The 12,942-nt window shown below is 46.5% G+C and carries 18 protein-coding genes; all 18 read left to right on the top strand.

Annotated elements, in window-relative coordinates; translation table 11 throughout:
- The first annotated feature begins 4 nt into the window (after positions 1-4).
- Genes fliG through flhB form a run of 18 tightly spaced genes read left to right on the top strand, consistent with a single transcriptional unit; the run spans position 5 to position 12,937 of the window.
- Entirely contained in the window at positions 5-1,012 is a 1,008-nt protein-coding gene (gene fliG, locus KNQ11_RS06935; protein ID WP_214770716.1) for a flagellar motor switch protein FliG, read from the top strand.
- Positions 996-1,733 carry a FliH/SctL family protein gene (locus KNQ11_RS06930; protein ID WP_214770714.1) on the top strand — a complete coding sequence of 246 codons (738 nt, stop codon included), beginning with the start codon at positions 996-998 and terminating at the stop codon, positions 1,731-1,733. Before fliG ends, KNQ11_RS06930 begins: the two co-directional genes overlap by 17 nt.
- On the top strand, positions 1,726-3,039 hold the full coding sequence (fliI, locus tag KNQ11_RS06925) for a flagellar protein export ATPase FliI (RefSeq protein ID WP_214723607.1): 1,314 nt from the start codon (positions 1,726-1,728) through the stop codon (positions 3,037-3,039). The genes KNQ11_RS06930 and fliI overlap by 8 nt, the downstream gene beginning before the upstream one ends.
- 12 nt (positions 3,040-3,051) lie before the next feature.
- Positions 3,052-3,486 carry a flagellar export protein FliJ gene (locus KNQ11_RS06920; RefSeq protein ID WP_029342072.1) on the top strand — a complete coding sequence of 145 codons (435 nt, stop codon included), beginning with the start codon at positions 3,052-3,054 and terminating at the stop codon, positions 3,484-3,486.
- On the top strand, positions 3,483-4,028 hold the full coding sequence (locus KNQ11_RS06915) for a MotE family protein (protein ID WP_214770710.1): 546 nt from the start codon (positions 3,483-3,485) through the stop codon (positions 4,026-4,028). Before KNQ11_RS06920 ends, KNQ11_RS06915 begins: the two co-directional genes overlap by 4 nt.
- Before the next feature lie 13 nt (positions 4,029-4,041).
- Positions 4,042-5,160, top strand: a complete 1,119-nt coding sequence (locus KNQ11_RS06910; RefSeq protein ID WP_133207504.1) for a flagellar hook-length control protein FliK — start codon at positions 4,042-4,044, stop codon at positions 5,158-5,160.
- Positions 5,153-5,623: a flagellar hook capping FlgD N-terminal domain-containing protein gene (locus KNQ11_RS06905; RefSeq protein WP_047393808.1), complete on the top strand. Its 471-nt coding sequence runs from the start codon at positions 5,153-5,155 to the stop codon at positions 5,621-5,623. Before KNQ11_RS06910 ends, KNQ11_RS06905 begins: the two co-directional genes overlap by 8 nt.
- Complete coding sequence (gene flgG, locus KNQ11_RS06900) at positions 5,623-6,477, top strand: flagellar basal body rod protein FlgG (RefSeq protein WP_029342068.1); 855 nt, start codon at positions 5,623-5,625, stop codon at positions 6,475-6,477. Before KNQ11_RS06905 ends, flgG begins: the two co-directional genes overlap by 1 nt.
- On the top strand, positions 6,474-6,710 hold the full coding sequence (locus tag KNQ11_RS06895; protein ID WP_029342067.1) for a flagellar FlbD family protein: 237 nt from the start codon (positions 6,474-6,476) through the stop codon (positions 6,708-6,710). The genes flgG and KNQ11_RS06895 overlap by 4 nt, the downstream gene beginning before the upstream one ends.
- Positions 6,711-6,729: 19 nt before the next feature.
- Positions 6,730-7,134 carry a flagellar basal body-associated FliL family protein gene (locus KNQ11_RS06890; RefSeq protein ID WP_231681733.1) on the top strand — a complete coding sequence of 135 codons (405 nt, stop codon included), beginning with the start codon at positions 6,730-6,732 and terminating at the stop codon, positions 7,132-7,134.
- Positions 7,135-7,143: 9 nt separating this feature from the next.
- Positions 7,144-8,127, top strand: coding sequence for a flagellar motor switch protein FliM (gene fliM / locus KNQ11_RS06885; protein WP_029342065.1), 984 nt, complete (start codon positions 7,144-7,146; stop codon positions 8,125-8,127).
- Position 8,128: 1 nt separating this feature from the next.
- Positions 8,129-9,262, top strand: a complete 1,134-nt coding sequence (fliY, locus tag KNQ11_RS06880) for a flagellar motor switch phosphatase FliY (RefSeq protein WP_050677473.1) — start codon at positions 8,129-8,131, stop codon at positions 9,260-9,262.
- Between the two features lie 12 nt (positions 9,263-9,274).
- Positions 9,275-9,640 (top strand): response regulator, encoded by a 366-nt coding sequence (locus tag KNQ11_RS06875; RefSeq protein WP_029342063.1) that lies wholly within the window; start codon positions 9,275-9,277, stop codon positions 9,638-9,640.
- On the top strand, positions 9,637-10,128 hold the full coding sequence (locus KNQ11_RS06870; protein WP_050677472.1) for a flagellar biosynthetic protein FliO: 492 nt from the start codon (positions 9,637-9,639) through the stop codon (positions 10,126-10,128). The genes KNQ11_RS06875 and KNQ11_RS06870 overlap by 4 nt, the downstream gene beginning before the upstream one ends.
- Positions 10,125-10,793 (top strand): flagellar type III secretion system pore protein FliP, encoded by a 669-nt coding sequence (gene fliP, locus KNQ11_RS06865; protein WP_029342061.1) that lies wholly within the window; start codon positions 10,125-10,127, stop codon positions 10,791-10,793. The genes KNQ11_RS06870 and fliP overlap by 4 nt, the downstream gene beginning before the upstream one ends.
- Positions 10,794-10,804: 11 nt before the next feature.
- Positions 10,805-11,077 (top strand): flagellar biosynthesis protein FliQ, encoded by a 273-nt coding sequence (fliQ, locus tag KNQ11_RS06860; RefSeq protein ID WP_023468705.1) that lies wholly within the window; start codon positions 10,805-10,807, stop codon positions 11,075-11,077.
- The gene (fliR, locus tag KNQ11_RS06855) at positions 11,074-11,841 is read left to right on the top strand and encodes a flagellar biosynthetic protein FliR (protein WP_029342060.1); all 768 of its coding nucleotides are present in this window, start codon (positions 11,074-11,076) and stop codon (positions 11,839-11,841) included. Before fliQ ends, fliR begins: the two co-directional genes overlap by 4 nt.
- 4 nt (positions 11,842-11,845) lie before the next feature.
- On the top strand, positions 11,846-12,937 hold the full coding sequence (flhB, locus tag KNQ11_RS06850) for a flagellar biosynthesis protein FlhB (protein WP_029342059.1): 1,092 nt from the start codon (positions 11,846-11,848) through the stop codon (positions 12,935-12,937).
- The last annotated feature ends 5 nt before the right edge of the window (positions 12,938-12,942 follow it).

Here is a 12,942-nt window from a genome sequence, read left to right as displayed (position 1 = left end):
TGAGATGAAGAAGCTAGAAATGAACAGTCGGGAAAAGGCTGCGATTCTCATGATTTCGTTAGGTCCTGAAGTCGCTGCCAGTGTATATAAACATTTATCGGAAGAAGAGATGGAATGGTTGACCCTTCAAATCTCAAGTATGAAACGAGTCGATCCAGAAGATAAGTTAGTCGTTCTCGATGAGTTTCATGAACTAGCGACGGCGCAAAACTACATCACTCAAGGTGGAATTGGGTTTGCTAAATCGGTTCTTGAGAAGGCGCTTGGTGAAGAAAAGGCGATGGAACTCATCTATCGCCTGACATCGACGTTACAAGTCCGACCGTTTGAGTTTGCACGAAAGGCAGACCCGAAACAGCTATTGAACTTCATTCAAAATGAACATCCGCAAACAATCGCGCTTGTTCTTGCCCATCTTGATCCTGCCAAATCAGGACAGATTCTCTCGGAGCTACCGGCAGAAGCACAATCCGATGTAGCACGGCGGATTGCGACGATGGACAGAATGAACCCGGAGATCATTAGCGAAGTAGAGCAAATTCTCGAACGGAATCTGTCACAAGCAGGCATGCAAGATTTTGCGCAGTCTGGCGGTATCGAGGCAGTCGTTCAAGTATTGAACGGTGTCGACCGGACAACGGAACGAACGATTCTCGATACGCTCGAGATTCAGGATCCGGAACTCGCAGAAGAAATCAAAAAACGGATGTTTGTCTTCGAAGATATCGTCACGCTCGATGCACGGGCGATTCAGCGCATCATCCGCGAAGTATCGAACGAAGATCTACTGTTGGCACTCAAAGTATCGTCAGACGACGTCAAGGATATGGTCTACCGCAACATGTCACAACGGATGGTCGAATCGTTCAAAGAGGATATGGAATTCATGGGTCCTGTTCGTCTCCGAGACGTCGAAGAAGCACAAAGTCGAATCGTCGGAATCATCCGCCGCTTAGAAGACATGGGTGAGATCGTCGTGGCTCGTGGTGGAGGAGATGATATTGTTGTCTAACGTCATCAAAAGACAAGCTGTGATTGAACGACAGGAACGAACACTCGTTCAAGTCCGAAATGCTCAGGAAGAATCGGCAATCGTTCCAGATACGTTCTATGAAGAGCAGATGGCAGAAGGTCACGCTGAACTAGAACGTCTTCGCCAGGTGATGGTTCTAGAGTTTGAACAGCGTCAGCGTGAGTTTGAACAAGAACGTCTTCAGGCATTAGAGGAAGCACGTCAACGAGGATATGAAGAAGGACACCAGGCTGGATTTGAAACAGGACGTGCGGAAGGACAAGCAACGTTCGAAGAGCAAATCGCAACGACAAATACGTTTACTGCACGAATCGAAGAGCAAAATCAAGAGCGATTGATGCGATTGGAACATGAATTGTGTGTGCTTGGACTCCAGGTGACGCATCAGTTTCTAGAGCAGTTACATGATGAAGAAGAAGAGGCATTATACCAATTATTACATCAGTTGATCATTCAGTTCCGAGATCGTGAAAAGATCATTATCTACGCTTCACCAGCGGATTTTGAACGGGTCGTTTTGCTTGAAGAGCAGCTCCAAGATGTTCTAGGTGCCAATGCGACGATTCAATTACGATTTGATCCAGCGCTTAAAGCACGCGATTATCGGATCGACTCGGAGAATGGAGCAATCACAGGTGGTTTGACAAGTGGCTTTGAAGCCCTACAAACCAAAATCAAAGAGGTTTTACATCATGTTTAACGTAAATGCGATTCAAGCCGCAGTTCGAGAAATTCGTCCGGAAGAACTCGTTCAGCATTCCGGAAAGGTCGTACAAGTGATTGGATTGATGATTGAATCACGTGGACCAACGGCTGTCGCAATCGGCGAGCGTTGTTTGATCCAAATTCAACAACGGCAGACGATTGAAGCGGAAGTCGTCGGTTTTAGAGAAGGTCACGTCCTACTCATGCCGTATGGTGAAACGACATCGATTGCTCCAGGCTCGATCGTTCTTGCGACAGGAAAACCACTCCACGTCCCTGTAGGCGATGAACTGATTGGTAAAGTGCTTGATGGTCTAGGGAGACCACTGGACGGAGAGGCATTAGAAAATTTCCGTACGACATCAATCGTTCGTAAACCACCGAGTCCATTGGAGCGACCTCGTATCAGTGATGTTCTCTCGACGGGCATCCGTGCCATCGATGGGCTACTAACGGTCGGTCAAGGACAACGCGTTGGTTTGTTTGCAGGATCAGGAGTTGGGAAGTCGACACTACTCGGGATGATTGCAAAACGATCGACAGCAGACATCAACGTCATTGCCTTGATTGGTGAACGAGGACGTGAAGTCAAGGAATTCGTGGAGGCAGAACTTGGCGAAGAGGGGATGAAACGCTCCATCTTGGTCGTAGCGACGAGTGATCAACCGCCACTTGTTCGTTTAAAAGGCGCCTATACGGCAACAGCCATCGCTGAATACTTTCGGGATCAGGGTAAGAATGTGGTCTTGATGATGGATTCCGTCACACGTTTTGCGATGGCGCAGCGAGAAATCGGTCTTGCGACAGGTGAACCGCCTGCATCAAAAGGATATACGCCAAGTGTATTTGCTCTTCTTCCTCAATTGCTTGAACGTAGCGGGAAGACACAAGACGGCTCGATCACGGCTTTTTATACCGTACTCGTCGATGGAGACGATATGAATGAACCGATTGCTGACGCTGTACGAGGGATCTTAGACGGTCATTTCGTTCTTGATCGTAATCTTGCGAACAAAGGACAGTTTCCAGCGATTCATGTCTTACGATCCATCAGTCGTGTCATGAATCAAATCACGACTGCTGAACAAAAGACAGCTGCCGTCGCATTTCGACAGCTGTTATCGACGTATCTTGATTCGGAAGACTTAATCAATATCGGCGCCTACAAAAAAGGGACGAATCCGGAAATTGATCGTGCCGTCGATAAATATCCGGAGCTGATCCGTTTCTTAAAACAACAAATCCATGAAGACAGTGACTTCGAGAAAGCTTGTCAGCAACTCATGGCAACGATTCAGTAAGGAGGGCGGAAGATGAAGACGATTTATGAACGAATCATTCCTTTGGCTGAAGCAGAGAAAGATCGCGTCGCAAAAGAATTGAGCCTTCATAAAAAACAATATGAGATCGAAGTCGAAAAACTATACCATCTGCTCGTCCGTTATGAATCCTTTCTGAAAGCGCAAGATGAGATTGGCATCGTCGAATTAACGTCTTCGCAATATCGAGAGCGGGCTCGAGATGTCGTGAAGCAAGAAATCGAACGGCAACAACTGTACGTGACACAATCGAAAAATCGCTATGAACGCGCGCAGGAAGCACTCGAACGAGCGTTGATCGAGGAGAAGAAGTTTAGTCGTCTGCAAGAGAATCATACGGTTGAAACGAAACGAATCGAGGCATTGACGGAACAAAATCAATTAGATGAACTGGCATTGTTACAGTTTGGAAGAGGACGGATGATATGAGTGAAAATAAAACGTCAAAAGGATGGATCTTACCTTTATTGATCATCCCTTTGATTTTAATCTTGCTGACAGCTTATTTCGTATTAAATTATGCGAATGGACGTCCATTGCTATCCTTACCGTTCGCAACGGAAAAAACGACTACGAATCAAGCAAATCCGTCAGCAGAACTCGAACGTCGTCTGAAAGTAGCGAATCAAGAAATCAAGAAACTACGCAATCAAAGCAAAGAACAATCGGATAGTTTAAAAGCTAAAGAACAGGAAGTCGAACGTTTGATTGCAGAACGGGATCGTTTAAAACAAACACCGACGCCCGCGACGACGGATCAAACGAAGGCGACGAAGAAAAAAGCAGCATCTGTGACAGATGTCTATGCTGAAATGGCACCAAAGGATGCTGCGCTCATCTTAAACGAACTCAGTCCGACAGAAGTCGTACCGATCATCGAGGACATCGATGCGGAACAACAGGCGGCGATCATTGCCAAGATGGATGCTAAAAAAGCGGCGGCCTTAACACAGCTACTCGCGACGAAGTAAGGAGGGAAGCCAGATGAACATGACGGAAGTAATACAATCATCCTCCCCGAACTTGAATACTGGAACAGGGAAAAAAGGAGAGATGACCACGGTTGGTGGTCAATTTGCTTCGTTACTGGATTATCTGACAAAGTTACCAACAACGTCATCGTCACCGGTCTCAGCTGATTTGACAGCACTCGAGACGAAAGTGGAGACACCACTATTACCGGATTGGATACAAGAACTCGTAGATCAACCGGACGATCTTCTCTCTTTACTGAAACAACCGGAAGTAGAGGCGTTAAAACAAGAACCGAAGAAAATGGAACAATTACTAGCGTTCGTCAAACAATTGCTTGAGGGAAATGTCGAGCAGGCGAAAAATCAGTTCGATCAATTGCCACCATTGCTTCAGCAAGTCGTCTTGCAGACAGTAACGAACGATACGATCAAAATGAAAGATCATCATACGAACAACTTAAAACAACCATTACTTACTACGATTGAAGGAGACATTTCCGCGTTGCCTGTGAAACAGACGCTCCCGCAAACTGGTCCTATTGTCGAAGCGCTCAAGTCGGACACTGTAGCTGTAGCTGAGCAGGCAAAAGGAAAGACACCGCTTCCGTTGGCATTCGCTTCACTCATGCGAAAAGCGACCATGCCCGTTGATCCAGAAGGAAAAGCCGCGCTGACTCCAATGAGCATGCCGATTTACAAGGGTACCCCGTTGCAAACGATTCGTCCAGTGCCGCTACCCGTACCAGAACAGATTCAACAACGGATTGAAGCTGCACTTCAACAGGCACCGTTCTTAAAAGGTGCTGACGGGTCAACTCGATTGTCGATTCGTCTTTATCCAGAGCAGCTTGGAGAGGTCGTCGTTCAACTCGATCGTAAGGAGGGGGCATTGACCATCAAACTGTTTGCGAGTACTGAACAAGCGAAACAATCGATCGAGCAACAACTCGGAAAATTGCAGACAGCTTTACACCAGCAGACGCCGGTCGTGAAGATCGAGACGGGGATGATCGCATCTAGTGCACGGGAGTTTCAACAGTCCTTCACACGAGATCAGCAGGAGCATGAGTCCCCTTATCAAGAAACACCCGCTCCAGTAGAGGAAGAAGAGGAGGAAGACGATGACTGATGCAATCAAAACAGAGGGTACTTCATACCAGCTTCCTGAAAAGTCACAAGTACCGACGAATAAAGCAATGGATAAAGATATGTTCATGAAAATTCTGATTGCCCAACTGTCGAATCAGGACCCGACGGCACCGATGGAAGATAAGGATTTCATTGCTCAGATGGCGCAGTTTTCTTCACTTGAACAGATGCAAGCAATCGGGAAGACGATGGACACGATGGTCTTGAACCAACATGCGACGGCGTTATTATCCTACAGCAATCTGATTGGTAAGAACGTCAGTTATGAAGCCGAGTCAAAGACGACCGATGCTTCTGGAGCAGAACAGACGACGACCGTCGAAGAGACAGCCAGTGTCGTTAGTGTAAAACGGGATGGGCTGGATATCATGGCCGAACTATCGAACGGAAAACAGATTAGTGTATACGAGTTGACGCAGATTCAATCAAAGGAGGAAAAATAATGTTACGTTCAATGTATTCAGGAATCAGTGGGCTTAAGAACTTCCAGACGAAACTGGATGTCGTCGGGAATAACATCGCGAACGTCAACACGTTCGGTTATAAAAAAGGACGGGTGACGTTTAAGGATCTCGTCAGCCAATCGGTTGGTTCATCATCCGGTGCTGGTGGCAATGTCGGTGGAACGAACCCAAAACAGGTCGGTCTCGGAGCATCGATGTCAACAGTCGATAATGTGTATAACCAAGGTGCGCTTCAAAATACGGGTCGCGTCCTCGATGTCGGGATTTCTGGGGAAGGATTTTTCCAAGTCGTCACGGCGGAAGGGATTCGTTATACCCGTTCAGGTAACTTCTATACCGATCTTGAAGGAAACTTGGTTACCGGCGACGGAAACTATTTGATTGGTAGTGACTCTCAAGCAATTGCAGATGGCGAGACACCACCGGTACCCCTTCCGGAAGCAGGTGGCGCAGGATTCCAAAAACTAAAAGTACCAACGGATGCACGTAACTTATCAATCGGTAAAGACGGTCTCGTCACTTACGTCGATACGACAGGAGCATTACAAAACGTCGGTTATATCACGATCGCGAACTTTGCTAACCCAGGTGGTTTAGAAAAATCAGGTGTCAACGTGTTCGCAGCGTCGCAAAACTCAGGTGAGCCAGTACTTGGAACACCGAGCTTGAACGGAATGGGTCAATTGACATCTGGAACGCTCGAAATGTCAAACGTCGATTTATCAGAAGAATTCACGGAGATGATCATTGCCCAACGTGGTTTCCAAGCGAATACGCGAATCATTACGACTTCTGACCAAGTTCTTGAGGAATTGGTCAACCTGAAACGATGATTACGCTAACGACATTACGTAATGCACCACTCGTACTAAACGCTATTCTGATTGAATCTGTCCGTTCCACTCCGGATACGACGATTCAACTTGTTGGCGGACAGATTTATGTCGTGAAGGAATCAATAGAAGAGGTCAAGGCAATCGCAATCGCTTTTTATCAACAAATCGGATTAGCGGGCTTGAACAGTGTAAGGAGGCTCGAAGATGGCCGAGGAAAAGAAGAAGAGTAAACTAAAAATCCCTTTAATCATGATCATTGTCGCAGCACTGATGGTTGGGGCAGGTTATATGATCATGAATTACTTTTTAGCTAATGATACGACAGAAGCAAAAGTCGAACAGCCGACGGGTGAAGAACTTGATGCACGAAGTCTTCAGACAGACGACTTGACGACGAACATCGCAGACGAACGGTTCTTGAATGTCCAATTCACGATCGTTACGGACGATCAAGCAACGCGTGATGATTTAGAATTACGAAAGTTTCAAATTAATAACATCATCTTAGGTGATTTATCTGCGATGAAAAAGTCGGACTTAGACTCAAAAGCGGATATGGAGAAGCTCGAAGAACGGTTACGGATGCAGTTCAAGAAGCTCATCCAAGAAGGTGATGTACAGCGTGTCTATACGACGAAAAAAATCATCCAGTGAGGTGGCAGCATGAGCGAAGTATTATCCCAACATGAAATCGATGCCTTGCTATCAGCCATTTCAAGCGGAGATATGGAAGTCGAGGAAATCCGAAGCCAAGAGGAGCAGCGCCGTGTCAAAGTCTATGACTTTAAACGAGCGCTTCGCTTCTCAAAAGATCAATTACGGAATTTGACGCGTATCCATGAACAGTTCGCCCGAGTGTTGACGACGCATTTTTCTGCACAACTTCGGACGTACGTCCAGTTCACGGTCAATACAGTCGAGCAACTCCCGTACGATGAATTCATTCATTCTATTCCGAACATGACATTGATCAATCTTGTGAACCTTCATCCGCTTGATGGAAAAGTCTTGTTCGAAGTCAATCCGAACATTGCTTATGCGATGCTCGATCGATTACTTGGAGGACCGGGTGAAGGGATGAACAAGATTGAAAATTTGACGGAAATCGAGACGCGTATTCTGACACAATTGTTCAAACGTGCCTTCGTCCAATATGGCGCCGCTTGGGAGTCGGTGACGGAAGTCGAGGCGGAGTACGACGATTTAGAAATCAATCCGCAGTTTCTACAGCTCGTTTCTCCGAATGAGACGGTCATCCTCGTATCGATTTACGTAACGGTTGGAGAAGTGAGCGGTACGTTGAATGTCTGTTTGCCGTTCGTGACCCTTGAATCCGTTCTTCCGAAATTATCAAGTCATTATTGGATGCAACAAGAAAAGCGAACGACAGCAGATAATCAAGAGTCTGAACACATGCAAACGCAGTTGATGAGTTCCGTCGTCGATTTAAAAGCAGTGCTCGGCCAAACAGAGCTATCGTTTGGTGAATTGTTACACCTCGAAGTAGGCGATTGTTTATCCCTGAAGACGCGAGCCTCGGATGCCGTCGATGTATTCGTCGATGACCGGAAGATGTTCAAAGCCCGACCGGGACTAAACGGGAAACACCTCGCTTTGCAAGTCTTACAACGAATTGAGGAGGAATAACATGAGCGATATGCTTTCGCAAGATGAAATCGATGCGTTGTTACGCGGAACGCCATCAAACGATGAACCGCAAGATTCGGACGCAGAGGAAATATTAGATGATATGGAAATCGATGCGCTAGGGGAAGTCGGAAACATCTCACTTGGGAATTCAGCAACGGCCTTATCGGCATTGTTGAATCAAAAAGTAGAAATCACGACACCACATGTTCGGATGATTTCGATGGAAGAATTACGAAGTCGTTATCCGATTCCGCACGTCGCGTTGCGTGTCGGCTATACAGAAGGATTTAAAGGAGAAAATGTCCTGATCCTGACACAGCGAGATGCTTCTGTCATCGCGAACCTGATGATGGGAGGCGATGGTGTCATTGATGAATCGCTTGAGATGGATCCGATTGCTCTATCTGCTGTACAGGAAGCGATGAATCAGATGATGGGAGCTGCTGCGACTTCGATGTCGACAGTGTTCTCCATGCGAATCGATATCTCACCACCTGCTGTTGAAATTTTTGATTTTTCACAAGATAAGAGCATCGTCGATAGCTTTTCTCTTTGGGAGAACATGGTCATCATCGAGTTTGATTTGAAGATTGGCACGATGATTGATTCAAAAATCGTTCAATTAGCACCACTGGATTTCTCGAAACAATTGATTCAAAAACTCTTTAGCGCGAGTACGACCCAACAAGCAGAACCTGCACCACAAGCAACGGCACAAGCGCAACCAGAACAACCACAACCACAAGCGCAACCGACACCGGCACCAGCGATGGAACAACGAACGGTCGTCCCACCACCTGAACCGAAAGCAACGCCAGTCGGTGTCAGTCCAGTTCAATTTAGTCAGTTAGGTGAGATGGAAGTAGAGGGCACGCCAGGGAATATCGGAATGTTATATGATGTTCCGTTGAACGTCACGGTTGAGTTAGGACGGACACGCCGCTCCGTTCGTGACATATTGGAATTAACACAAGGTTCTGTCATCGAGCTGGATAAACTGGCAGGGGAACCAGTTGACGTTCTTGTCAACAATACATTGATCGCAACGGGTGAAGTGGTCGTCATCGAAGAGAACTTCGGTGTACGCATTACGGAAATCGTAAATACAAAAGAACGTCTTCGGATGTTCTAAGGAGGAACTAATATGAGTGCAAAAGTATTAATCGTAGACGACGCCGCTTTCATGCGGATGATGATCAAGGAAATTCTATCGAAGAACGGCTATGATGTCGTCGGTGAAGCAGAAAACGGACGCGAAGCGGTCACGAAGTATAAGGAATTGACACCAGACCTCGTCACGCTAGACATTACGATGCCTGAGATGGACGGAATCTCTGCGCTTAAAGAAATCAAAGCATTCAATCCTGCCGCTAAAGTCATCATGTGTTCAGCGATGGGGCAACAGTCGATGGTCATCGACGCGATTCAAGCAGGTGCAAAAGATTTCATCGTCAAACCGTTCCAAGCCGATCGTGTGCTTGAAGCGGTCTCGAAAACTGTCTCGTCATGAAAAAAGTGACTTTGCTGATTTGTCTTCTGTTTCTGCTGACATTTCCTGTACAGGCTGAAACGGTCGAAGAAAAATTAAATCCAACCAAGAACGATGCACCGACGACTCAGCAAGTCGATGAGAGTCCTTCCATGGCATTGACCATCTTTAAAGGAGTCGTCGTTCTCGTCGTCTTGATCGGCGGATTCATCCTCGTGACACGTTTTATTCACGAGCGGACGCGAGGCGTCAGACATTCCGGACGTTTGACCCATCTAGGTGGTGTACCACTTGGTAAGGATCGATCGGTTCAGTTAGTGAAAGTGCAGGATAAGATTTATGTCGTCGGTGTTGGGGAGAACGTACAACTCTTAGACACGCTGGACGATTTAGAGGGATACGAACCGACGGATCTTGAAGAGTCATCTTCGAAATCAGCACCTTCACCATTTCTTGAGACGTTCAAACAACAACTCGAGCAACTGCAGAAGAATCGAGGGCGCTCATGAATACGATTGAAAACCTGATCTCACTCGATACTCCGTCAGGAACAGCAACATCGATTAAACTGCTCGTATTACTGACGTTGTTATCACTGGCGCCCTCGTTACTAATCTTAATGACTTGTTTCACGCGTGTCGTCGTCGTGTTGTCGTTCGTCCGTTCGGCTCTCGGAACACAACAGACGCCGCCGAACCAGCTACTCGTCGGACTGGCCTTATTCATTACGCTTTTCGTCATGTCGCCCGTCATATCGGAATTAAACACGACGGCTTTAAAACCATACATGGCTGATAAAATTAGTCAAGATGAAGCGTTTGATAAAGCAGGAGATACGATGAAACGCTTCATGTCGAAGCACACGCGAACGAATGATTTAGAACTATTCTTAAAATACGGTAATTATGAAAAACCGGAAAAGATTGAAGATATTCCACTCGTCGCACTCGTTCCAGCATATGCGATTAGTGAATTGAAGACAGCCTTCCAAATCGGCTTCATGATCTTCATTCCTTTCCTTGTCATCGACATGGTCGTCTCGAGTGTTTTGATGTCGATGGGAATGATGATGTTACCGCCAGTCATGATTGCGTTACCGTTTAAATTGCTGTTATTTATTTTAGTCGATGGCTGGCACCTGATTGTTGAATCACTGCTCGTCAGTATGCGTTAGGGGGAGAAAAGATGACTCAAGAAATGATTATTCAGTTGGCGAGTTCTGCTGTCTGGACATTACTCAAAGTATCGGCCCCCTTGTTACTCGTCTCGCTCGTCGTTGGTCTGCTCGTCAGTATTTTGCAGGCGACGACGCAGATTCAGGAACAGACGTTATCGTTTGTTCCAAAGATTGTTGCCGTGTTTTTAGCACTCGTCTTCTTTGGACCTTGGATTATGCAGGAGTTACAGACCTTTACGATTGATCTATTCAAACAAATCGCTGAGGTTTCCCGAAAATGACATTACTTTCTTTCCTGAGTGTTTTTCTGCTCGTCTTTGGACGGATCGTCGGTTTTCTCGTTGCGGCGCCTTTGTTTTCATCAAGACAATTACCAGCGCAACATAAATTAGCACTTGCGGCGGGTCTTGCTTACTTTGCGAGTTACGCCGTGAAGACGGACGTTCGTGTAGAAGACTTCGATTTTTTCTTTCGGATGGGAACGGAAGTCTTAGTGGGGCTAGCTCTTGGCTTACTTGCCAGTTTTTTATTATACGCCCCACAAATTGCGGGTTCGATCATTGATTTACAGATGGGTCTTGCGATGGCTTCCGCTTATGATCCGATGTTTGGCGGACAGTCACCAATCGTCGGACGATTTTATTACATGCTGACGTTACTCGTCCTGCTCGCTTCTGATATGCATCTCATTTTACTGGACGGCATCTATACGAGCTTTCAGATCTTTCCGCCGGGCAGTCTGATTGCGGTATCAGGCGACGCAGGAATGAGTTTGGTCATCCGTGTCGTCGGACTTGCGATGTTGACTGCCTTACAAATGGCGATGCCACTTGTTGTTTCACTCTTTTTAGTGGATCTCGCACTCGGTTTCTTAGCGAAAACGGCACCCCAGTTCAACATTTTTGCGATTGGTTTTTCCGTCAAACTGTTAATGGGATACGCGATTCTGTTTTTATTAGCAGGAGCGACGATCACAGGAATCGGTCGATTCGTTCCATTGTTGCAAGATGTACTTGCAGACGCCATTCGATTACTAGGAGGTTAAGGACATGCATTCATATCGATTACGCCTTGATCTTCAGTACTTCGCTGGTGAGAAGACGGAAAAAGCGACACCTCGAAAGCGGGATGACTCGCGTAAAAAGGGACAGGTCGCAAAATCAGCAGATTTAACGAGCAGTTTTATGTTATTCGCGATGTTTCTTGTTCTCTATTTTTTCGGTCCATTTCTAGGACGGCGATTCGTACTCGTCCTACAAGATGGTCTCAGTGCAAGTCAAGTTCTGCAAGCCGTCGAAGAGGGACGAATTGAACAGATTTTAGTCGAGATGCTGATACAAATGGGGATTTTAGTCGCCCCCTTCTTTTTAACAGCGGTCGTCATCGGGATCCTTGGAAACTTCGTTCAGATTGGTGTGCTCTTAAGTGGTGAGGCGATTCAGCCGAAGCTGGACCGGATCAATCCGCTTCAAGGCGTCAAACGGATCGTTAGCGTTAAAGCACTCGTCGAGTTTTTGAAATCCGTTTTTAAACTGTTAGTCATCGGTGTCACGAGTGGCACTGTTCTGTGGAATAACAAGGTCGAGATTTCGAGGCTGACCTCGGAACCAATCGGCGATGCGTTAGCTATCATTGGTCATTTAACATTTTTGCTCGGTTTGTCGGTCAGTATCGCCTTGATCGCGTTAGCCATTCTGGACTTCGCTTATCAAAAATTTGATTTTGAAAAGTCGATTCGAATGAGTAAACAGGATTTAAAGGATGAGCATAAGAACACGGAAGGCGACCCTCAAATCAAAGGAAAGATTAAACAACAACAACGGGAGATGGCGATGCGGCGGATGATGCAAGAAATACCGAATGCCGACGTCGTCATCACGAACCCGACCCATTATGCGGTAGCGATTCAATACGATGACGGAAAACATATGGCACCGATCGTCGTTGCAAAAGGCGTAGATGCTGTCGCGTTCCGGATTCGGGAGAAGGCGACAGCAGCTGATGTCCCGATTGTTGAAAATCGTCCGCTGGCACGGGCGTTGTTCGCTCAAACAGAGATTGGTATGGCAGTGGATGAAACGTTCTATCAGGCGCTCGCTGAAACACTCGCCTTTGTCTATCAACTGAAACAAGCAAAATGAAAGGA

Origin of the sequence: Exiguobacterium sp. s39 (genome assembly GCF_018618925.1) — a bacterium.
In the GTDB taxonomy this organism is placed as follows: domain Bacteria; phylum Bacillota; class Bacilli; order Exiguobacteriales; family Exiguobacteriaceae; genus Exiguobacterium_A; species Exiguobacterium_A abrahamii.
This window is presented reverse-complemented; position numbering and strand designations above follow the sequence as displayed.